This window comes from Streptomyces sp. NPDC044002, from assembly GCF_056434525.1.
The window spans coordinates 69340-89805 of record NZ_JBWKEZ010000033.1 but is presented as its reverse complement, the minus strand read 5'-3'; the positions used below and the strand labels follow the sequence as shown (position 1 = coordinate 89805).

Genomic DNA, 20466 nt, shown 5'->3' with positions numbered 1-20466 from the left:
TTTCCTCTCTCCCCTTTTCTCCGGGTGGGGAGGGGGCCGTGTTCCCCCCCCCCCCCCGCCCGCGCCCCCCGAGGGGGAGGTGACCGCCCGCCAGCGCGTGGAGCAGGCCGTACGGACGGTCGCCGACGAGGCGGTCGCCGGGCTGCCCGACCCCTGGGCGCAGGCCGTACGGGAGACCGCGGTGCGCGGCGCCGAGCGGCTGCCGGAGGCGCTGGACGAGCTCGCGGTCACCCTGGGCGCGGCCGTCGCCGTGCCCGGCGCGAAGCCGCCGCGGCCCGCCTGGTGGCCGGTCGCGGTGCTGGCGCAGGCGGCCATGACGCTGGTGCAGATCTTCGGCGGCCTGTGGCTGGTCGGGCAGATCGTCGGGGTCCTGGAGCCGAAGCTGCTGCCGCCCGTGCTGTTCATGGTGGCGGGCATCGTCGGCGGGCCGCTGGTGGAGTGGGCCTGCTCGATCGCCGCCCGGGGCCCGGCGCGCAGGTACGGCCAGGACGCCGAACGGCGGCTCCGGCAGGCGGCGGCGGGCTGCGGCCGGGCCCGGGTGCTGGAACCGGTGGCGGCCGAGCTGCTGCGCTACCGCGAGGTGCGCGAGCAGTACGCGGCGGTCGCCGCAGGGGGGACGAAGTTGTCCACAACCCGCCAGTAATCCACAGGCCGGAGCGGGCTGCCGGAGCCCGGGGCCAGCATGGTCGTACCTCGTGCGGATGGTCCGCACGGGTACGGAGTGCGGGGGAGGGCTGCCGGGATGAACGACACCCTGGTGACGCTGGTGGGGCACGTGGCGACGCAGATCGACTTCAAGGAGACGGTGACCGGGCCGTCCGCGAGATTCCGTTTCGCCGTGACCCCGCGGTACTTCGACCGGCGCACGGAGACCTGGACGGACGCCCCCACCAGCTTCTACACCGTGTGGGCGCGCCGGGTGCTGGCGGTCAACCTGGCCAGTTCCGTCTCGGTCGGGGAACCGCTGGTGGTGCACGGGCGTCTGCGCGTCCGGGAGGACCCGCCCGACGGCGAGGGCGTCCGCTGGTTCTCGGCGGACATCGACGCGATCGCCGTCGGACACGACCTCACCCGCGGAACGGCGGCCTTCCGCAGGGTCGTCAAGACGGACACCCCACTGATGGGCCCTCAGAAGGCGGCGGTGGTCTGAGTGTTCGAGGCGGCTAGGATTCCCCGGTACTCACGGGCACCTTGGTCTTCGGCCCGAAGGGGAGAACTGTGTCGATTGCTGTTCCCGCATCCTCCGCATCCTCCGAGCCCCGCGCGGCGTCCACCGCGTCCGCGGGCGGGCCGGCCTCCGCGTCCACCGTCCCACCCGAGGCCGGACCGGTCCGGCCCGAGGTTCCGCTTCCAGCCGGTGGCGGTCCCGGTGCGGCCGCCGGCGCCGCAGGTGCCGTACGCGGCTCCGTACGCCGGCCACTGGCGGCGGCCCTGCTGGCCGCGGCCCTCACCGCCGCGCCCGGTGCCCGCGCCGCGGCGGACTCCGGCCCGGCCGCCGCCGGCCGGACCGCCGGGGGCGCGAGCGCCGTGCTCGACGGCCTCAAGACGTACGGGCAGGCGGTCCTGCGCGCCGGGGACGGCTCGGTCCGGCAGATCCCCGCCGGGCTCTACGAGATGCGGGTCGACGGCGGCGGCATGCTCCAGACGTACGGAGTCGGGGTCGCGGGCTACGCGCAGCCCCAGGCCCGGTACACGGAGAGCGGCTGGGGCGGCAGCCCCCTCGCCCAGAACACCGACGCCGGCGGCCGGATCCGCTGGGTCCTGGAGCACTCCTACCCCCAGCACAACGACCTGGCCGGGCTGGCGAAGGCGGCCGGGGCCGGGGCGCTGACCGCGGAGAGCGCGGCCGCCGGGACCCAGGTGGCGATCTGGCGGCTGGCCGACGGTGCGCAGGTGGAGGCGGCCGACCCGGCGGCGGAGCTGCTCGCCGACTACCTCCAGCGGGAGGCCGGCCGGCTGCCGGAGCCGCCGGCGTCGCTGGGCCTGGACCCCGGCCAGGCGTCCGGTCCGCTGACGGGCGCTGTCGGCACCCGGCTGGGCCCGGTCACCGTCCGGACGGGGGCGCAGAGCGTGACCGTCACCCCCGACGCGGCCGCCACCGCCATGGGGGTGAGGGTGGTCGACTCCGAGGGGCGGCCGGTGACCTCCGCGGGCAACGGCAGCCGGCTGTACTTCGAGGTGCCCGCCGGCACCCCCGACGGGACGGCCTCGGTGACCGTGCACGGCTCCACGAAGGTGCCCGTCGGGCGGGTCTTCACCAGCGGGATCCCGGCCGAGGCGCAGATCGTGGCCGGCTCCAGCGAGTCCGCGGCGGCCGCCACCGCCTCCGCGGTCTGGCCACGGCCTCCGGCCGTCCCGGCGGGCACGGCCGGCGCCGTGGGCCAGCTGGCCGGCGCGTCCGAGGTCGCCGTGGCCACCGAGTCCGCCACGGCCGGGCCGGACTCCCCGGACGAGGAGCGGCTGGCGACCAGCGGCAGCTCCGCGGCCACCCCGGTCATCGCCTCCCTCGCGGTCGGGCTGGTGGTGCTGGGCGGCATGGTCGTCCTGCTGCTGCGCAAGCGGCCGTTGGAGGGGGAGGACGGCGAGGGCTGATTCCCGGCGGCGGCCCGGGGTAGGGGCGAGAGGTGGCTGATCAGAAACTGACCTGGCGGGGCACCCTCGCGGCCTGGGACCGACGGCTGTTCGACCTGGTGGCACGGCGGCACTGGCCCGGGGCCGAGCGGGTGCTGCCCGCCCTCGGCCGGGCCGCGAACCACGGGGTGCTGTGGGGCGGGACCGCCGCGGCGATCACCGTCGTCGGCTCGCCCCGGGCCCGCAAGGGGGCGCTGACCGCCGCCGCCTCGCTGGCGCTGGCCTCGGCGGCCATCAACACCGTCGGCAAGTGGTCCGTGCGCAGGCCCAGGCCGCTGCTGGAAGGGGTGCCCGTGGCGCGGCTGCCGGCCGTGCCGCCGTGGACCACCTCCTTCCCGTCCGGGCACTCCGCCTCGGCCGCCGCCTTCACCGCCGGCCTCGCCCTGGAATCCCCCGGGTGGGGGGCCGCGGTGGCCCCGGTGGCCGCGTCGGTGGCCTTCTCCCGGGTCTACACCGGCGTGCACTACCCCTCCGACGTGCTGGCGGGCGCGGCCCTCGGGATCGCGGCGGGGTTCGCCGTACGCGGCCTCGTGCGCCGTGCCGAGCAGGCGCGGGCCGTCCCCGGCGCGGAGCGCCCGGCGGCCGGCGCGCCCGCACTGCCGGACGGGGCCGGGCTGACGGTCGTGGTGAACACCGCGTCCGGCACGGCCAGCGGCGCGGGGTTCGACGCCCTGCGCGAGCGGCTGCCGCGGGCGGAGGTCGTGGAGTGCGCGGGGGAGGAGGTGGAGGCCGCGATGGCGGCGGCCGCCGCCCGGGCGCGGGTGCTCGGGGTGTACGGGGGCGACGGCACCGTCAACGCCGCCGCGACCGCCGCCCTGCGGGCCGGGGTGCCGCTCGCGGTGTTCCCCGGCGGCACCCTCAACCACTTCGCGCTGGACCTCGGCCTCACCGGCCCGGAGGACACCTGCCGCGCCGTCGCCGCCGGCCAGGCGGTCCGCGTCTCCCTGGGCCGCATCACCCCGGCCGGCGGGGCCGGGCAGGGGGTCCGGTACTTCCTGAACAACTTCAGCATCGGCGCCTACCCCGAGCTGCTGCGGCACCGGCTGCGGTGGGCGCCGCGGATCGGGGGCGGGCCGGCCGCGGTGCTGGCGGCCTGGCGGGTGCTGCGGGCCGAGCGGCCCGTACGGATGACCCTGGCCGGGCGGCCCCGCAGCGCGTGGCTGCTCTTCGCGGGCAACGGCACCTACCAGGGCACCGGTCCCGCACCCCGCCGCCGGGCCGGCCTCGGCGAGGGCCTGCTCGACCTGCGGCTCGTCCACGGCGGCGGCCGCCCCGGCCCGCGCCTGCTGGCCGCGGCGTTCGCCGGCCCGCTCAGCCGGTCCCCCGTCCACGTCGCCACCCGGCTGCGCCGCCTGCGCGTCGCGGACGTCCCGCCGGGCACCCCGCTCGCCTACGACGGCGAGTACGCCCAGGCCCCCACCGCCCTCACCCTGGACGCCCTCCCCGACGCCCTGACCGTCTACCGCCCCCGCTGAAGCCCTGTGTCCGTCCCGAGGTCGGCCCGCATCACGGCCCGCATCCCCCGCCACCGGTCCCCGAGCCCGAGCAGATCGGCCTTGACGGCCTCGAAGGAGCCGTCCGGTTCCGGGTCGCCCTCCCACAGGCGCAGGATCCGGTAGAAGGCCCCGGCGAGCCGTTCGGCCGTCGCCTCCAGCTCGGCCACGACCGCCTCGGAGCCGACCAGCTGCGCCTCCGCGAACGCCAGGTGCATGGCCTGCCGGGCGTCCTCCAGCCCGGCCCGGCCCTCTGTCATGCCCTCCGGGGTGGCGTCCGCCCGGTGGACGAGCCACAGGAAGTTCATGAGCTCGATCCGGTAGCGCCGGTACCCGGCCATCGCCGCCACGTAGCAGGCCCGGCGGACGTCCAGCTCCGCCGCCTGCTGCTCGCGCCGCCACTGGCCCTCGGCGATCCGTTCCTGCCGCTCGAACTGTTCGGACTGGACCCGGCCCACGAGCCGCTGCGTCAGCAGCGGAGCGAAGAGCGTGCCCGCCATTCCTATGAGCGCTATCGCCAGCGGCAGCGGCCAGCCGTCCACAAGGACTCCCCCCGGAGCGTCGTACCCGTACTCGTAATACCAGTAGTACTCAGGGTCATCCTGCCCTGGCCGGGGGCCTGCCGGGGCCCCGGGGGACCCGTACTGGTTTCCCCCGGGGGATGGACGTACGGCAGTATGGGGTGTATCTGCCCACCATCGATCTGCCGGACGGTTTCTCTTGGCTGAGTTCATCTACACCATGCGCAAGACGCGCAAGGCGCACGGCGACAAGGTGATCCTCGACGACGTCTTCCTGAACTTCCTGCCGGGGGCCAAGATCGGCGTGGTCGGCCCGAACGGCGCCGGCAAGTCCACCGTCCTGAAGATCATGGCGGGCATCGAGCAGCCTTCCAACGGTGACGCCTTCCTGTCGCCCGGCTACTCCGTCGGCATCCTCATGCAGGAGCCCAAGCTCGACGAGTCCAAGACCGTCCTGGAGAACGTCGAGGACGGCGTCGGCGAGATCAAGCAGAAGCTCAACCGGTTCAACGCGATCGCCGAGGAAATGGCGACGAACTACACCGACGAGCTGATGGAGGAGATGGGCAAGCTCCAGGACGACCTGGACCACGCCAACGCGTGGGACCTGGACGCCCAGCTGGAGCAGGCCATGGACGCCCTGGGCTGCCCGCCCGGCGACTGGCCGGTCACCAACCTCTCCGGTGGTGAGAAGCGCCGCGTGGCCCTCTGCAAGCTGCTGCTGGAGGCCCCCGACCTGCTGCTCCTCGACGAGCCCACCAACCACCTCGACGCCGAGTCCGTGAACTGGCTGGAGCAGCACCTGGCCCAGTACAAGGGCGCCGTCGTGGCCGTCACCCACGACCGCTACTTCCTCGACAACGTCGCCGAGTGGATCCTCGAGCTCGACCGCGGCCGCGCCCACCCCTACGAGGGCAACTACTCCACCTACCTGGAGAAGAAGGCCGAGCGCCTCAAGGTCGAGGGCAAGAAGGACGAGAAGCGCGCCAAGCGCCTCAAGGAAGAGCTGGAGTGGGTCCGCTCCAACGCCAAGGGCCGCCAGGCGAAGTCCAAGGCCCGTCTCGCTCGCTACGAGGAGATGGCGGCCGAGGCCGACAAGATGCGCAAGCTCGACTTCGAGGAGATCCAGATCCCGCCGGGCCCGCGCCTGGGCTCGATCGTGGTCGAGGTCAACAACCTCTCCAAGGCGTTCGGCGACAAGGTCCTCATCGACGACCTGTCCTTCACGCTGCCGCGCAACGGCATCGTCGGCATCATCGGCCCGAACGGCGCCGGCAAGACCACGCTCTTCAAGATGATCCAGGGCCTGGAGCAGCCGGACTCCGGCGAGATCAAGGTCGGCGAGACCGTCAAGATCTCGTACGTCGACCAGGGCCGCGCCAACATCGACCCCAAGAAGACCCTCTGGGCGGTCGTGTCGGACGAGCTGGACTACATCAACGTCGGCAACGTCGAGATGCCGTCCCGCGCCTACGTCAGCGCCTTCGGCTTCAAGGGCCCGGACCAGCAGAAGCCGGCCGGCGTGCTCTCCGGTGGTGAGCGCAACCGCCTGAACCTCGCGCTCACCCTCAAGCAGGGCGGCAACCTGCTGCTCCTCGACGAGCCCACCAACGACCTCGACGTCGAGACCCTGGGCTCGCTGGAGAACGCGCTGCTGGAGTTCCCCGGTGCGGCCGTGGTCGTCTCCCACGACCGCTGGTTCCTGGACCGAGTGGCCACCCACATCCTCGCCTACGAGGGCGAGTCCAAGTGGTTCTGGTTCGAGGGCAACTTCGAGTCCTACGAGAAGAACAAGGTCGAGCGGCTCGGCCCGGACGCCACCCGTCCGCACCGCGCCACCTACAAGAAGCTCACCCGGGGCTAGGTCACGGTCATGGCCAGACACCACTACCGGTGCCCCCTCCGCTGGGCGGACATGGATGCCTTCGGGCACGTCAACAACGTCGTCTTCCTCCGCTACCTGGAGGAGGCGCGCATCGACTTCATGTTCCGCCTGGCGCCGGGAGAGGGCAGCGAGTCCTTCACGGGCGGGTCCGTCGTGGCCCGCCACGAGATCGACTACAAGCTCCCCCTCGTGCACCGGCACGAGCCGGTGCTCATCGAGTCCTGGGTGACCCGGATAGGCGCCGCGTCCCTGACCATCCGCTACGAGGTCAAGGACGAGGCGACCGAGGACGCCCCGGAGACCGTCTACGTCCGCGCGGAGACGGTCGTGGTGCCCTACAACCTCGCCGAGGGGCGGCCCCGCCGCATCACCGACGAGGAACGGCACTTCCTCCAGCAGTACCTCGACACGCCCGAGAACGCTCCCGCGGCCGCCGAAGGGCGCCTCGCGGCATGAGCGGACAGCTGCGCCTCGCCGATTCCGGGGAGGCGGCGGACCTCGCCGCCTTCCTGGGCCGGCTGGTGCACTACGACCGCGCCGCCGCCGTACGCCTGCAGGCGCCGGCGGGCGGCGGCGCGCTCGCCGTCTTCGGACGCCCGCCCTCCTTCGAGGTCCTGGCCGTCCGTGCGGCACGCCTCGCCGAGCCCCTCGCGACCCCGCTGGACGTCACCGTCTCCGCGGGCGAGCTGCTGGAGGCCGTCGACGAGAGCGGCGCCGCGGTGACCGTGCCCGGACCCGTCACCGGCCCGCCCTGGGCGGGCGTCCTGCCGCCCCGCGGCGGCTGGCGTCCGGTTCCCGGCCTGCCCGCCGCCGAGGCGGTACGCGCGGCCGTGGCCGCCGCCGTGGCCGAGTTCCGGGCCCGCGACGAGGCCCTGCCCCCGCAGCACCGGACCCGCTCCGAGCGGGACCGCATCGGCCGGGAGATCTGGTCGCGGACCCTGGGCGACACCGAGCTGCCGCTGCGCGCCGTGCACGCCGCCCAGTCCCTGGGCTTCCTGCGCCCGGTGCGCTCCGCGGTCCCGGCCGGCCCGACGGCCGCGCCGGCCCCCTCCGCCACCGGTGCCCCCGACCAGCTGGAGCTGCTCGTCTCCGGCGGGTGGCTGCGGCTGCGCACCCCGTACGGCTCCGTCGCCCTGCGCCGTCCCGGCGCCGGCCCCGCCGGCCTGGGCGCCCTCCAGGTGCGGCCCGTCTAGCGCACGCGTACCGGCCCAGGCCCGCCCGCCCACCGGTCACCGGGGGCGGACGGGCCTGTTCCGTGCGTGGTGGCGGGCTACGGGTTGAACGAGTGCACGTGGTTCGGACGGCTCACGACGAACTCGTTCATGAGGATCGTCCGGGACGAGGTGTCCGCCGTGTTCGAACACCACTCGAAGGCGCGGTGCGGGACCGTCTCCTGGAAGCGGTCCCGCCACTCGACGCCGTCGCCCGAGTACGCGTAGGGTCCACCGCGTCCGCAGTGTCCTGTGACATGGAACCTCCAGTTCCGTCGGTGCTGGTGCGACGGAGGGGTTCCCGGAAGGGTGCGCGGGGTACCGCGAGCCCCCGGCCCGTGCCCCGTACGGGCTGGCACGGGCGCTCGTCCGGGGGCCCGCGTACGGCCGCTTGCAGGGGCGCACACGGGGCGCGGCCAGCGCGCCGTCTACTAGCCCGCGGTGTTGATCATCGAGGCGGCCGCGTAGGTCAGGTACCGCCACAGCTGCGCCTCGTGCTGCGGCGCGAGCCCCAGCTCGTCCACCGCCACGCGCATGTGGGCCAGCCACGCGTCGTGCGCGGCCGCGTCCACCTGGAACGGGGCGTGCCGCATGCGCAGGCGCGGGTGCCCGCGGTGCTCGCTGTACGTCGTCGGGCCGCCCCAGTACTGCATCAGGAACAGCGCGAACCGCTCCTCGGCCGGCCCGAGGTCCTCCTCCGGGTACATCGGGCGCAGCAGCGGGTCCCCCGCGACCCCCTGGTAGAAGCGGTGGACCAGACGGCGGAAGGTCGCTTCGCCGCCCACCTGCTCGTAGAAGGTCGTCTCCTGGACCGTGCTCTGCGCGTCGTCATTCACCCGACCATCGTCTCAGACGCCCGGACGGAGGACCCCGGTCCTACGACCACCGGTGCCCGCCCCCGCCGAGAGGTCGCACCCCGGGCCCGCCCGCAGCACAGTGGAGACATGGGCACGGCGAAGGCCGCGGAGAAGGACCTGCGGGAGACGGCGCACGCCGCCCAGGTACGGGAACTCACCGCCGCGGGCGTACTGGAGGACCCGGCCTGGCGGGCGGCCTTCGCCGCCGTGCCCCGGCACCTGTTCGTGCCGTACTTCTGGACCGGCCGCGGAGCGGGGCACGAGCGGCTGTGGGACGAGGACCCGGACCCCGAGCGCCGGGCCCGCTGGCTGCGCGGGGTCTACACCGACGCCCCGCTCGCCACGCGGCTGCGCGACGGCGAGCTGGTCTCCTCCAGCAGCCAGCCCTCCCTGATGGCGAAGATGCTGGACGCGCTCCAGGTGCGCGACGGGGACAACGTGCTGGAGATCGGCGCCGGCACCGGCTACAACGCGGCCCTGCTCTGCCACCGCCTCGGCGACGGCCTGGTCACCACGGTGGACCTGGACGAGGAGATCACCGAGTCGGCGCGCTCCCACCTGGCCCGGCTCGGCTACCGGCCCGCCGTGGTCACCGGCGACGGCGCGCGCGGCTGTCCCGCCCGGGCGCCCTTCGACCGGATCCTCGTGACCTGCACGCTGCCGCTGATCCCGCCCGCCTGGCTCGGCCAGTGCCGGCCGGGGGCGCGGATCCTGGCCCCGCTGTCGACCGGGCTGATCGCGCTGACCGTCCGGGACGCCGGTTTCGCCGAGGGCCGCTTCCTGCACACCTCGGCGTACTTCGTCCCGCTGCGCGGGGCCGGGGCCGCGCCGGGGCCGCCCGGGGCGACCGGGCCGCTGCACGGGATCCCGTACGAACTGGTGGAGAACGAGCGCTTCCAGTTCCTGCTGATCCTGACCGCGGACGTGCTGCACCCGCGCGAGGCGCTCGACCTGTGGCGGGGCGAGGGCCGGCCGGCGCGCGAACGCTTCGGGGTCACGGTCACGCCGGAGGGGCAGTGGGCCTGGCTCGACGATCCCCAGGGGCCCTACGTGTGGCCCCTGGGGGAGGAGGCCCCGCCGCCCCGGACTAGCCGCGGCGGACCGTGATGGTGGTCCAGGCTCCGACGTGGACGCGGTCGCCGTCGGAGAGGGGCACGGGCACGTACGGCTGGATGGGGTCCTCGCCGCCGTTGATGGTGGTGCCGTTGGTGGAGTTCTGGTCGACCACGGCCCAGGTCAGGTCCGGCTGCTGGACCAGCACCGCGTGCTGGTGGGAGACGCCCGGGTCCTCCGGGGGCACCGACAGGTCGATGTCCGGGGACTCGCCCGTGGAGGCGCGGCGGCGGCCGATGGTGATCTGCCCGCCGGAGAGCGGGAGGTGGAGCTCCGGGGAGTAGGCGGGCAGGTTGAGCACGGCGGCCTCGGGACCGCTGCGCTGCATCATCGCCATGAAGTACGAGCGGTCGGGGCCGATCGTCGCCGACCAGGAGGCGCTGCCGCCGCGCTCCGGGGCCGCGAAGGGCTCGGGCTGCGGCTGCGGCGGCTGGGGCGGCAGCGGCGGCCGGGGCTGCTGGTACTCGGACTGCTGGTACTCGGACTGCGGCCGGAACTCCTGCGGCACGGGCTGCGGCTGCACCGGCGCCGCGACGGGCTGCTCCTGCGCGGGAGGCTGGAGCAGCCAGTCGTCATCGCCCTGCAGCGGCTCGGCCGGCCGGTTGACCCGGGACGGGCGGGAGCCCTGGTACTCGAAGTGGTCCTGGGAGAACACCGGCTGCGGCGGGGCCGGCGGCGGGGGCGGCGGGGCGGCCACCGCGCCCGTGCCGGGCCCGGACGCGCCCGGGCCCGCGGCCGGTGCGGGCCCGTCGGCGTACGGGGTCGCGGAGCGGGTGAGGAAGTTGTACCGGCACTCCTCGCAGAAGGGGGCCATCGCCTCGCGCGGGGTCCGGCACTGCGGGCACAGTTCGGCCTGGGCGGTCGGCTCCCCGCCGGTGGGAGGGTAGCCGTAGCCGTAGGAGGGGGCGGCGGAGGCGGCGCCGGCGGGGGCGGTCATGCGGAGGCCGCAGACCTCGCACCAGTCGTCGGAGGCGGACTGGTGGCCGTTCGGGCAGGTCGGCATCGCGGCGTTTCCCCCTTTTTCCTGCGTCATCGCGTCAGGCTTCTTCTCAGGTCTTCTTCACTCGGACGGTCTGCGTCGAACGCGTTTCAAGGGTCATCTCGTCGGCATCGGCGACCTTCGCCTTCAGCCGCACAGTACCCGCCGCCGCGTCCACGACATCCACCACCTTCGCGAGCAGTTTGGCGGTGTCGGCGTTCCCGGAGGCGCTCGCCAACTGCACGGCCCGGCCCAGCTTCGCCGTCGCACTGTCGACATTGCCCATTTTGCGGGCTTCCAGGCCCTGCTGGATAGCCTCCGCGAGTTCCGCCTGTCCCGTGTAGTGCGCCACCTGGGGGCTGATGGCCGTCGACGCGGCGAGGTCGTCCGTCCACACCGCGCGGACCAGTCCCTGCGCGAGCGGGGGCCGGGGCTCGCCGTCCGGCCCCGGCAGGACCAGCGAGGCGCGGGCGGCCAGCATCTCCTGGCCCACGGCGGCCCCCGGCACCCGGACGCACACGTGGTACTCGCGGGACTCGTCGCCCCACGAGCCGGTCGGGTAGTCCCCGGCGCGCGGGCCCGCCTCGGTGCGGCGGCCGGTCAGGTCGTGGACGGACGGCGAGACCTGCTTGACGTACCGGACCTCCGCGCCGACCGGGGTCCACAGGCGCAGCGCCACGTCCGCGACTTCCTTGCCCATGACCTGCTCCATCATGCGCGTGAAGTCCTCGGCGAGGTGGGCCGGATCGGCGACGATGTCGGCGGAGCCGAGCAGCGCGCTCGCGATGCCGGTCACCTCCTTCACCTCCCAGTCCGTGCCCACCCCGCGGGCGTCGCAGGTGAAGCGGCCGGCGCAGGCGTCGAGGGTGGCGCGCAGCACGGCCGGGTCCTCGTGCTCGTTGCGGCCGTCGGTGAGCAGGATGCCGTGCCGGATCGTCGCCGGGGTGCGGCGCAGCAGGCCGTCGGCGAGCCGCAGCCAGGTGCCGATGGCCGTGCCGCCGCCCGACCGCAGGCCGCGCAGGGCCTCCTTGGCCTGGGCGCGGGTGGCGGGCCCGGCGGTGGCGAGGCCGCCCTGGCCGGGGTAGACCTCCCGGGCCTCGTGCGTCCCGGCGATCACGGCGAAGGCGGTGCCGTCGCGCAGGGTGTCGATCGCGGCGGCGGTGGCCTCGCGGGCGCCGCGCATCTTGTCCGGCGGGTACTCCATGGAGCCGGAGCAGTCCACCATGATCACGACGGCCGCGTCCTGGCCGCCGGACGCGTGCGCGGCGGTGGCCGTGGCTCCGCCGGTGGAGGTGACCGTCACGATGGCGTGCACGTCCCGCCCGCCCTCGGGCAGGAACTCGTTCTGGTACACCTCCACGCTGAAGCGGGGTGCGCTCGGCTTGGCGAAGTTCGCCATCGGTCGGTCTCCTCCTCCGGGCCGGCTGGGGCGGCGGGTGGTCAGGCCCGGGGGCGGGCCTGCGGTTCCGCTTCGGGTTCCGCTTCGGTCTGGGCGTGGGGCTGCGCCGGGCCCGCGAAGGGCACGACGGCAACGGTGATGTTGTCGTGGCCGCCGCCGTCCAGGGCGTGCCCGACCAGGACCTGCGCGCTGTGCAGCGGCCGGTCGGCGGCGTCCGCGGGCAGGACCTGCGCCATCTCCCGCGCGGACTCGGCGTAGTTCCACAGGCCGTCCGTGCAGACGACCACCACGCCGGGGTGGTCCGGTCTGAAGCTGGCGGTGTGCGGTTCGAGGTCGTACGCGTCGGCGCCGAGCCAGCCGGTGATGGCGTGGGCCCGGACGTCGGCGTAGGCCTCCGCCTCGCCCATCAGGCCCGCCGCGACCATCTGCGCGGCCCAGGAGTCGTCCTCGGTGAGCCGGCGGGCCAGGGCGGCGCGGTCGTCCGGCACCCAGTAGGCGCGGCTGTCGCCGACCCAGCCGATGGTCAGCACGCCGCCGCTGACGACGGCTCCGACCAGCGTGCAGGCGGGGGCGTTCTGCGCGCCGGGGGCCGGCGGGGCGAGCGCGGTCACCGCGGCGGCCGCCGCGAGGATCGCCCCGTGCATGGCCTCCACCGGGTCGGCGCCGCGCGGAAGGGCTTCCAGGAGCGCCTCGTTGGCGGCACCGGCGGCGGCGGCCGAGGCCTCGTCGGGGCGGCTGGCGGAGGAGACGCCGTCGCAGACGATGGCGACGGTCGCGGCGGAGCCGTCGGGCAGGGCGGTGGCCGAGACGGCGAAGGAGTCCTCGTTGCGGTGGTGGCGCAGGCCGCGGTCGCTGACGGCTGCGACGCTGCAGAGCTCCTCCTCCAGGTGGTCCCGCTCGCGGGGCTGCGCGTGGCCGCAGTGCTCGCAGTACCCGTCCGTGTCCACGTGGCCCGCACGGCAGGCGACGCAGGTCCGGCCCTCGCCCTGCGGGGCGGCGGCGTACGGGTCCTCCTGCGGGGCGGCCGCGTACGCCTCCCCGCCCCCGGTGCCGGTGCCCTGCGGGGCCGGGGCCGGGGCCGGGGCGTACGGGTCTTCGTGCGGGCCGTCGGGGCCGGTGGCGGCGGAGGCCCAGGGGTCGTCCGGGCCGGGGTCGCCCTCCCAGCCGGGCGCGGGCACGCCGTACCCGGCCGGGGTCCCGCTGTAGCCGGGGGCGGAGTACGCGGCCCCGGCCGGGACGGGGGCGGGCGCGGGCGCGGGCGCGGCGTCGGGCGCGGCCGGGCCACCGCCCGCCGGGGCGCCGTACCCGGGCTCCCAGCCGGGCGCCGCCACGGGAGCCGCGGCCGGTGCCGGCGGCGCGGCAGGATGGGCCGGGGCCGGGGCCGGGGCCGGGGCCGGGGGCGGGGGCGCGGCCGGAAGGACCGGCGGCGCGGCCGGAGGTGCCGGCGCGACGGCCGGAGATGCCGGGGGCGCGGCCGGAGGGGCCGCGGGTACGGCCGGTGGGGGGCCGGCCGGGGGTTCGTGACCAGCCCGGCCCGCCGCGCCCGCGGTCGGGGTGACCGGGAGGGTCGGGGTGGGGTCCGCGTCCGGGGGCGCGGCGGAGAGGGCGTATCCGCACACGCCGCAGAAACGGTCACCCTCCTCCAGGGGCTCAGCGCAGCTGGGGCAGCCCGACAGCCGATGCATCGACATCACTCACACCCACGTCCGGGGTCGGAAACGGTTTGCCCGTTCCACCAGTTCGATCCGCTCCTCGCCCCGCTGCGCCAGCCGGGCGAGGACACGGTAGGAGCGTTCCAGGCCGAAGCGCAGCCCCCGCTCGTCCAGTTGACTGCCGAGCAGCGAGGTCCGGCCGGGGTCGGCACCCCGGCTACCCGACAGTACCCAGTCCAGGGCGGAGCCCAGGACCTCCGTCGCCAGCCGCTCCTGCCGCTCCGGGTCCAGGCCGAACCGCCGCAGCGCCTCCACCTGGCCGGAAGCCGCCACGAGGTCGGCCAGCAGCTCCTCGTCCGGGGAGCGGTCGCGCAGGCGTGCCCGTACCGCCGCCACCCGTGCGGCGGTGTAGTGGATCGACGCCTCCGGTACGGATTCCAGGGTGCGCACCGCCGCGTCCCGGTCCCCGGCGGCCAGTTGGACCCGGGCCAGCCCGAAGGCCGCGCTCACGAAGCCCGGATCGGTGATCCAGACGAGCCGGTAGTACTCGGCGGCGTTGTCCAGCTGGCCCAGGACCTCGGCGCACAGCCCGAGCGCCAGCTTCGGCGCCGGCTCGCCCGGGAAGGCGTCGTAGACGGCGTCGAAGGACAGGGCCGCTATCTCGTCGTCCCCGGTGGCCAGCGAGGCGATCCCGCGCGCCCACACCACCCGCCAGTCGTCCGGATGGCGGGCCTCCAGCTCGGCCAGGGCTTCGCCGGCCACGGCCAGTTCGCCCAGTTCGAGCCGGGCGCGCAGCTCCCGCAGCCGCAGCTCGGCGGAGTCGGCGGGGGCCGCGGCCAGGGCGCCCAGCAGGTCGGCGGGCGCGGAGGCGAGGAGTCCGGCGAGGAACCCGGCATTGGGGTCGGCCGGGTCCACCAGCGGCACCGGCAGGGCGAGCGCGGTGTCACGGGCGTCGAGCACCGCCAGCCCAGCCGCCGCCGGCACGGCCGTACGCGGCACGGGGAGCGGCGCGAACGCCTGCGCGGGCGCCGCGGCGGCGTGCCGCGGCCCGGGAACCGGGGCCCCGGCGACGTGCGTGGCGGTGGTCCCGAGCGAGGGCAACGCCCCGCCCCCGGCGTACGCCGCCCCGCTTCCTGCCGCACCGGCGCCCTCGGCCGCAGCCGGAGCCACGACCCCGGCCGGAGCCACGGCCCCCGCGCCCCCGGCGACGGCACCGCCGCCCGAGCCGACCGCCGCGACACCTGCCGACGGAGCCGACACGGCACCGGCCGCACCCGCGCCGCCCGCGCCGCCGGAGCGCCGGCCGAACAGGCCCCCGCCCCGCCGGGGGGCCACGGACCGCACGCCCAGCCGGGACACCTCCGCCCCCGGCGCGTCCGCGTACAACCCAGTGTCCGGAACCCGCAGTTCCGGCCCGAACAGGGCCGACAGCCACGGCCGCGGCCGGCCCGTCTGCAGCGCCACGACCTCCCGCAGCACACCCGTCAGCTGGTCGGCCATCTCCTGCGCCGACGCGAACCGCCGCCCCGGATCCGGATCCGTCGCCCGCACCAGCAGCCGGTAGAAGGACTCGTACCGCTGGAACACCTCGATGTGCTCCGGATCGGGCAGCGAGTCCACGAACACGTTCGTGTAGCCCTGGAAGTCGAACGTCAGCACCGCCAGCGTGCGCGCCACCGTGTACAGGTCCGAGGCCACCGAGGGCCCCAGCTCCGCCACCTCCGGCGCCTGGTAGCCCACCGTGCCGTAGATGGCCGACTCCTCGTCGTCCATCCGCCGCACCGCGCCCATGTCGATCAGCTTCAGCTGGTCCTGCTGCTGGATCGCGTTGTCCACCTTGAAGTCGCAGTACAGCAGGTTCCGGCTGTGCAGGTGCCCGAGCGCCTCCAGGGCCTCGATCCCGTACGCGCACGCCTGCTCCACCGGCAGCGGATCGCGCCGCCCGTCCGGCCGCCGCCGCTCGTTGGCGATCTCCTTCAGCGACTTGCCGCCCACGTACTCCATGACGATGTACCCGTCCAGCGACCCCGTCCGCTGGTCCAGGTGCTCCACGAAGTTGTAGATCCGCACGATGTTCGAGTGCTCGATCTCCGCGAGGAAGCGCCGCTCGGAGATCGCGGCCTCCATCGCGTCCTGGTCCCCGGTGTCGAGCAGACCCTTGAGTACCACCCACCGGTCCGACACCGCCCGGTCCACCGCCAGGTAGACCCAGCCGAGCCCGCCGTGCGCCAGACAGCCCGCCACCTCGTACTGGCCGTGCACCACGTCCCCGGCGCGCAGCTTCGGCACGAACGAGTACGGGTGCCCGCACTTGGTGCAGAACCCCTCCGTGCGCCCCGGCCGGTCACCGCGCGCCCGGCCCACCGGCGCACCGCAGTCCGAGCGCGAGCAGAACCGCTTGCGCTCCGGCACCTCCGGGTTCTCCAGCACCGCCGCCGAAGGATCCGGACGCGGCACCTCCGGGACGCTGACCAGCCCCGCGCCCAGCCGGCTGCGCCCCGACGACGACGCCGAAGAGCCCGAACTGCGCACCGACACCGACCGGGTGGACACCGAACCGGGCAGCGCGCGCGACAGCCGCCCCGACACCGAACGCCGCGAGGACGAGGAACGCGAGGACCGCGACGAACGGGCCGACGCCGAGGAACGCCCCGAACCGCGCGAACCCGCCGAACCCCGGGAGTCGCCCTGCCGGGCGGCGCTCGTCATCCCCGTCGGCGGCGACACCAGCTCCTCCGCACCCGCCGCGACCGCGCCCACCGGCGCGAGCCCGCAGGTGTCGCAGTACACCTCGCCGCCGCCCATGTCCTCGTACGACCCCGGGCAGCCCGGACGAAGGCAGGGCGATCCGATCAGGCTCATGCCTCCTCCTCCCCCGGCCGTCCGGGCCGGTGGTCCTGCGGCGCCAGCGCCTCCGCCGTCGCCTGCTGGTAGCGCCACACCGCCTGCTCGGCGGCCCGCAGGTCGCAGGGCGCGCTCCACAGCATCCGCCGGGCCGCGTCGTACCGCTCGATCAGCAGCGGGTCCTCCGCCAGGCCGTGCCGGGCCGCCTTCGCCTTGTACGCGTCGAGCCGCCCGCGCAGCTCCGCCCGGACCGCCAGCGGCGCCGTCACCGCGGTCAACGATTCACGGGCCCGCCGCAGTTCCTCCTCGGCCCGGTCCTCCAGCGCGTCGAGCAGCGGGGACAGCCGGTGCCACTGCGACTGCCGCCGGTACTCGGCCGCCGCCGCCAGCTGCTCCTGCAAGGCCGTCGGCGGACCGCTGACCGCCGGCACCTCCGACGCCGCGATCTTCGCCAGCACCTCGCCGCGCGCCGTCCGCGCCTCCGCCAGGGTCCGGTCCGCCCGCGACAGCAGGTCCCGCACCGCGATCAGCCGCTGCTCCGCGTCCTGCCGCACCGTCAGGACCGCCTCGACCTCACGGCGTACGTCGTCCAGCGCGCGCGCCGCCCGGTCGTAGCGGGCGGTGTCCGGACGGCCCCCGCCCGGCGCGGAACTCCCCGCCACCGCCACCCAGAACGCCAGCGGATCCGCGATCACCGCCTCCCGCAGCTCCGCCAGCTCGGCGGTGATCTCCTCCAGGTCGTCCCCCGAGGGGTGCTCGCCCGGCCGGACCCCCACCGAATGCGCCAGCGAACGCGTCCGGTGCAGCTCGGCGGCGAGCAGGTCGATCCGCGCGGGCAGCGCCGACCACACCGCGTCCGCGGCGACCACCACGTCCAGGGAGGCCGCGTACAGCTCGTTCATCCGGGACACCAGCTCCGCCAGCGAGAAGCGCTCCGCCAGCGCGATGCCCTCCACCCCGGCCCCGGCGATCGTCACCCCGGGCCCGCGCAGCCGCTCCGTCAGCTCCGCCAGGTCCTCCCGGCTCGGCCAGCGGCGCCGCTCGCGGATCTCCCGGGCCGCCGCGAGCGCCCCGCTGTACGCGTCGAAGTACGTCCACAGCCGGGTCACCGACGCGTCCGCGGCCGCCCACCGCTCCTTGGTGACCCCGCTCAGCGCCGCGCCCTCGAGCAGCCGCCGGCCCGCGTGGTCCTGCAGCGCGAGCAGGGACGTCTCCACGGCCTCGTGCTCCGCGCCCAGACGGGCCAGCGCACGGTCCACGTCGTCCCGGTCCATCACCGCGGCCCCCGCCCCCGGCCGCCCCGCACGGAACCCGCCCGCCCGGGCACCGTCCGCCGCATGAAGTCCGCCCCGCTCGCTCACGTACCGCTCCGAATCCGCCATGGGCCTCAGCCGTCCCGGTACTTGGGCGCCGGCGGCACGCTCGCCTTCGGCAGGACGTCCTCGAAGTGCTTCTTGTAGGAGGTCGCCCACGGGCTCTGGTCACCGCCCGCCCGGTAGTTCTCCAGCACCTTGTTCACCCGGCGCACCAGGTCCGGGGCGTCCTTGTTCATCGCCACCCCGTAGAACTCGCGGGTGAACGGCGCCCCGACCAGCTGCACCGACGGGTCCTGCGCCGCCTGCCCGGCGGCCAGCGCGTTGTCCGTGATGATCCCGTCCACCTCGCCCAGCTGGAGCCGCACCAGGCAGTCCAGCTGGTTCGCCACCGACACCCCGACCGACCCGTACGACTGGGACCTCAGGGCCGCCTCCGCCGTGGAACCGGCCGCCGTGCAGATCCGGCGGCCCTTCAGCGAGGCGTCGTAGCCGGTGATCGGCGAACCCTTGGGGGCCAGCACCTGCTGGCCCGCCTCGAAGTAGGCCGTCGAGAACGCGACGTCCTCCAGCCGCTTGCAGTTGATCGTCATGGTCCGCACCACGATGTCGACCCGCCCCTCCTGGAGCGCCGGGACGCGCTGACTGGTCGGGATCGCCCGGTAGATGACCAGGTCCTCGTTCCCCAGGATGTCCTTCGCTATGGCCTTGACCAGGTCGATGTCGAAACCGTCCAGGTGGCCGTCCGGATTGCGGTAGCCCCACTTGAAGCTGTTCTGGTCCACGCCCGCCACGAGCTTGCCCGCCTTGCGGATCCGCTCGATCGCCGGCCCGTCCAGCCCCGACGGGCGCAGACTGGCCTCCGGATCCTGGCAGGTGTCGGCCGGCGCGTACGGGACCACCGCCACCGAAGCCGGATCGTGCACCACCCCGGAACCACCGGACGGCGAGGACCCGGCCAGCGGCAGCAGCACCGCCGCGGCCGTCACCGCGCATGCCGCGGCCATCGCGCTCACCCCGCCCCAGCCGCGCAGCCGGCCCGCCGCGCGCCGCACCCGTGTGCCTCGTATCCGCATCGAACTCACCTGTACTCCGAAAGCCTGCGACCGATGCCGAGGAGGGCCGCCACCGCGCCGGCGACCGCCAGCCCCGCCGAGCCCGTCACCAGCCCGCCCAGCGCACCGAGCCCGTCCCGGGCGGCCAGGGTGAACTGCTTCTGCTCATGGGCCACGGCCCGCTCCAGGGAGGCGTCCACCGTGTCGAACGAGGCCCCGCTGCTGTCCTTGTGCTGCGCGTCCCCGATGACCCGCGGCAGGGCCTGCTCGTAGTCGCCCTTCATGTCGGCGTCCCGGGCCGCCGCGTGCCGCTGCTTCCACTGCGCCACACCCTCGACGGCCTTCGAGACCGGCTCCCGGCCGCTCGCGTCGTCGGCCAGCCGCAGCGCCCGCGCCAGCCCGGCGTCGAGCTGCTTCATGTTCTTCTCGTAGTCCACGTCGTACTTGTCGGACTTCTTGTCCTCGGCCAGTACGGCACCCCGCGCGATCAGCGTCAGGTTCTCGTTCGCCCGCGCCTGGAGCGAGGCGATCCGCGCGTCGTTCAGCACCTTCAGGGACTCCTGGCCGTCGGCCCGGGCCTCGCCCAGCCCCGCCCGCGCGACCGACTGCCCCACCGCCAGCCACAGCAGCACCACCGCCGCCGCGGCCGTCGCCGCCAGCAGCCCGTGGTTGAAGACCCGGTTGGTACGACGGTAGTTGCGCCGCTGCGCCCACACCAGGGCGCCCAGCGCGAGCACGCCCGCGCCCGTCGCCGCCACCGGCCAGGACCGGGCCCGGTCGTAGTCCGTGTACAGCCGGCCCGTCTCCGCCTCGTACAGCCGCTGCGCCGCCGGCAGCAGCACCGTGCTCATCTGCTCGTTCGCGTAGCGCAGGTAGGCACCGCCCAGCGGCAGGCCCTGCCGGTTCGTGGCGCGGGCCTGCTCGATCAGACCGGTGTACCGGGGCAGCTGCTCGCCGAGCAGCGCGATCTCCTTGCGGGACTCCCCGCCGGCCCCGGTGTTGGCGGCCGCGCTCACCAGCAGCCGGGAGGCGTTCGCGATGTCCTTCTCGTACCGCTGGCGGACCTCCCGGGGCTCCTGGGCGCCCGCGAGGAAACCGCTGGAGGAGGCCGTGTCGGCGTCGGCGAGGGAGCGGTAGATGCTCGCGGCGTCCGCGCTCAGCGGCTGGCTGCGGCCCACCACGTCCTCCGCGGCGGTGACCCGGCCGGACACCTCCCACACCGCGACCGTCCCGAACAGCACGACCAGGGCGGCCAGTACCGCGCCGATGATCCGCAGCCGGCCCGGCTCGGTCGTCGCCGCGGCGCGCACCCGCTCCACACCCTCGGCCCAGGCCGTACTGCGCCCCGGCGGCGCGGACGGTCTCCCGTCCGGTCCGGCGGGCGCCCCGGAGGTACCGCCCCCGGGCGCGGACGCGCGTGTCGTGATGGCCACCGTGACCTCCCCCTCGGTCCCTCTGCTCCGCAGCAGTATGGCCGTAGCGGCGCCCGACCACAGCACCCGGTGCCCGATCT

Annotated in this window: 16 protein-coding genes and 1 pseudogene; 8 read left to right on the top strand and 9 right to left on the bottom strand. The window is 75.3% G+C overall.

Annotation, left to right across the window (positions count from 1 at the left end; all coding sequences use genetic code 11):
- From AC07A6_RS23975 to AC07A6_RS23960, 4 genes and pseudogenes are all read left to right on the top strand, one after another.
- A pseudogene (locus tag AC07A6_RS23975) lies at positions 1 to 643 on the top strand (ATP-binding protein); the annotation flags it as partial.
- Between the two features lie 99 nt (positions 644 to 742).
- Entirely contained in the window at positions 743 to 1150 is a 408-nt protein-coding gene (locus tag AC07A6_RS23970) for a single-stranded DNA-binding protein (RefSeq protein ID WP_362463038.1), read from the top strand.
- Between the two features lie 68 nt (positions 1151 to 1218).
- The gene (locus tag AC07A6_RS23965) at positions 1219 to 2592 is read left to right on the top strand and encodes a TQXA domain-containing protein (protein ID WP_478778453.1); all 1374 of its coding nucleotides are present in this window, start codon (positions 1219 to 1221) and stop codon (positions 2590 to 2592) included.
- Between the two features lie 32 nt (positions 2593 to 2624).
- Complete coding sequence (locus tag AC07A6_RS23960; protein WP_478778452.1) at positions 2625 to 4106, top strand: phosphatase PAP2 family protein; 1482 nt, start codon at positions 2625 to 2627, stop codon at positions 4104 to 4106.
- Here the strand turns inward: AC07A6_RS23960 and AC07A6_RS23955 are convergent.
- Entirely contained in the window at positions 4091 to 4666 is a 576-nt protein-coding gene (locus AC07A6_RS23955; protein WP_478778451.1) for a hypothetical protein, read from the bottom strand. The two genes, AC07A6_RS23960 and AC07A6_RS23955, sit on opposite strands and share 16 nt — an antisense overlap.
- 178 nt (positions 4667 to 4844) lie before the next feature.
- Here AC07A6_RS23955 and ettA point away from each other — a divergent pair, with 178 nt between their 5' ends.
- The 3 genes from ettA to AC07A6_RS23940 are packed head-to-tail and all read left to right on the top strand — an operon-like array spanning position 4845 to position 7723.
- Positions 4845 to 6509 carry an energy-dependent translational throttle protein EttA gene (ettA, locus tag AC07A6_RS23950; protein WP_362463050.1) on the top strand — a complete coding sequence of 555 codons (1665 nt, stop codon included), beginning with the start codon at positions 4845 to 4847 and terminating at the stop codon, positions 6507 to 6509.
- Between the two features lie 9 nt (positions 6510 to 6518).
- A complete protein-coding gene (locus AC07A6_RS23945; protein WP_362463053.1) occupies positions 6519 to 6986 on the top strand; it encodes an acyl-CoA thioesterase in 468 nt (155 codons plus the stop codon).
- Positions 6983 to 7723: a DUF8010 domain-containing protein gene (locus tag AC07A6_RS23940; RefSeq protein WP_386273804.1), complete on the top strand. Its 741-nt coding sequence runs from the start codon at positions 6983 to 6985 to the stop codon at positions 7721 to 7723. Before AC07A6_RS23945 ends, AC07A6_RS23940 begins: the two co-directional genes overlap by 4 nt.
- A 449-nt stretch (positions 7724 to 8172) precedes the next feature.
- On the opposite strand, the gene AC07A6_RS23935 is transcribed toward AC07A6_RS23940, so the two are convergent.
- Complete coding sequence (locus AC07A6_RS23935; RefSeq protein WP_362463059.1) at positions 8173 to 8577, bottom strand: globin; 405 nt, start codon at positions 8575 to 8577, stop codon at positions 8173 to 8175.
- A gap of 108 nt (positions 8578 to 8685) precedes the next feature.
- Here AC07A6_RS23935 and AC07A6_RS23930 point away from each other — a divergent pair, with 108 nt between their 5' ends.
- Positions 8686 to 9705 carry a methyltransferase domain-containing protein gene (locus AC07A6_RS23930; protein WP_478778450.1) on the top strand — a complete coding sequence of 340 codons (1020 nt, stop codon included), beginning with the start codon at positions 8686 to 8688 and terminating at the stop codon, positions 9703 to 9705.
- Here AC07A6_RS23930 and AC07A6_RS23925 read toward each other — a convergent pair.
- The 7 genes from AC07A6_RS23925 to AC07A6_RS23895 form a co-directional block, all read right to left on the bottom strand.
- Positions 9686 to 10714 carry an FHA domain-containing protein gene (locus AC07A6_RS23925; protein ID WP_478778449.1) on the bottom strand — a complete coding sequence of 343 codons (1029 nt, stop codon included), beginning with the start codon at positions 10712 to 10714 and terminating at the stop codon, positions 9686 to 9688. The genes AC07A6_RS23930 and AC07A6_RS23925 overlap by 20 nt on opposite strands.
- Before the next feature lie 46 nt (positions 10715 to 10760).
- Positions 10761 to 12089 carry a vWA domain-containing protein gene (locus AC07A6_RS23920; protein WP_478778448.1) on the bottom strand — a complete coding sequence of 443 codons (1329 nt, stop codon included), beginning with the start codon at positions 12087 to 12089 and terminating at the stop codon, positions 10761 to 10763.
- A 41-nt stretch (positions 12090 to 12130) separates the two neighbouring features.
- Positions 12131 to 13780, bottom strand: coding sequence for a PP2C family protein-serine/threonine phosphatase (locus AC07A6_RS23915; RefSeq protein ID WP_478778447.1), 1650 nt, complete (start codon positions 13778 to 13780; stop codon positions 12131 to 12133).
- Positions 13781 to 13783: 3 nt separating this feature from the next.
- Positions 13784 to 16594 (bottom strand): serine/threonine-protein kinase, encoded by a 2811-nt coding sequence (locus AC07A6_RS23910; protein WP_478778457.1) that lies wholly within the window; start codon positions 16592 to 16594, stop codon positions 13784 to 13786.
- Between the two features lie 5 nt (positions 16595 to 16599).
- Positions 16600 to 17859 carry a hypothetical protein gene (locus AC07A6_RS23905; protein WP_478778446.1) on the bottom strand — a complete coding sequence of 420 codons (1260 nt, stop codon included), beginning with the start codon at positions 17857 to 17859 and terminating at the stop codon, positions 16600 to 16602.
- A gap of 113 nt (positions 17860 to 17972) precedes the next feature.
- A complete protein-coding gene (locus AC07A6_RS23900) occupies positions 17973 to 18974 on the bottom strand; it encodes a glutamate ABC transporter substrate-binding protein (protein WP_362463078.1) in 1002 nt (333 codons plus the stop codon).
- A gap of 5 nt (positions 18975 to 18979) precedes the next feature.
- Positions 18980 to 20386 carry a hypothetical protein gene (locus AC07A6_RS23895; RefSeq protein WP_478778445.1) on the bottom strand — a complete coding sequence of 469 codons (1407 nt, stop codon included), beginning with the start codon at positions 20384 to 20386 and terminating at the stop codon, positions 18980 to 18982.
- Between the last annotated feature and the right edge of the window lie 80 nt (positions 20387 to 20466).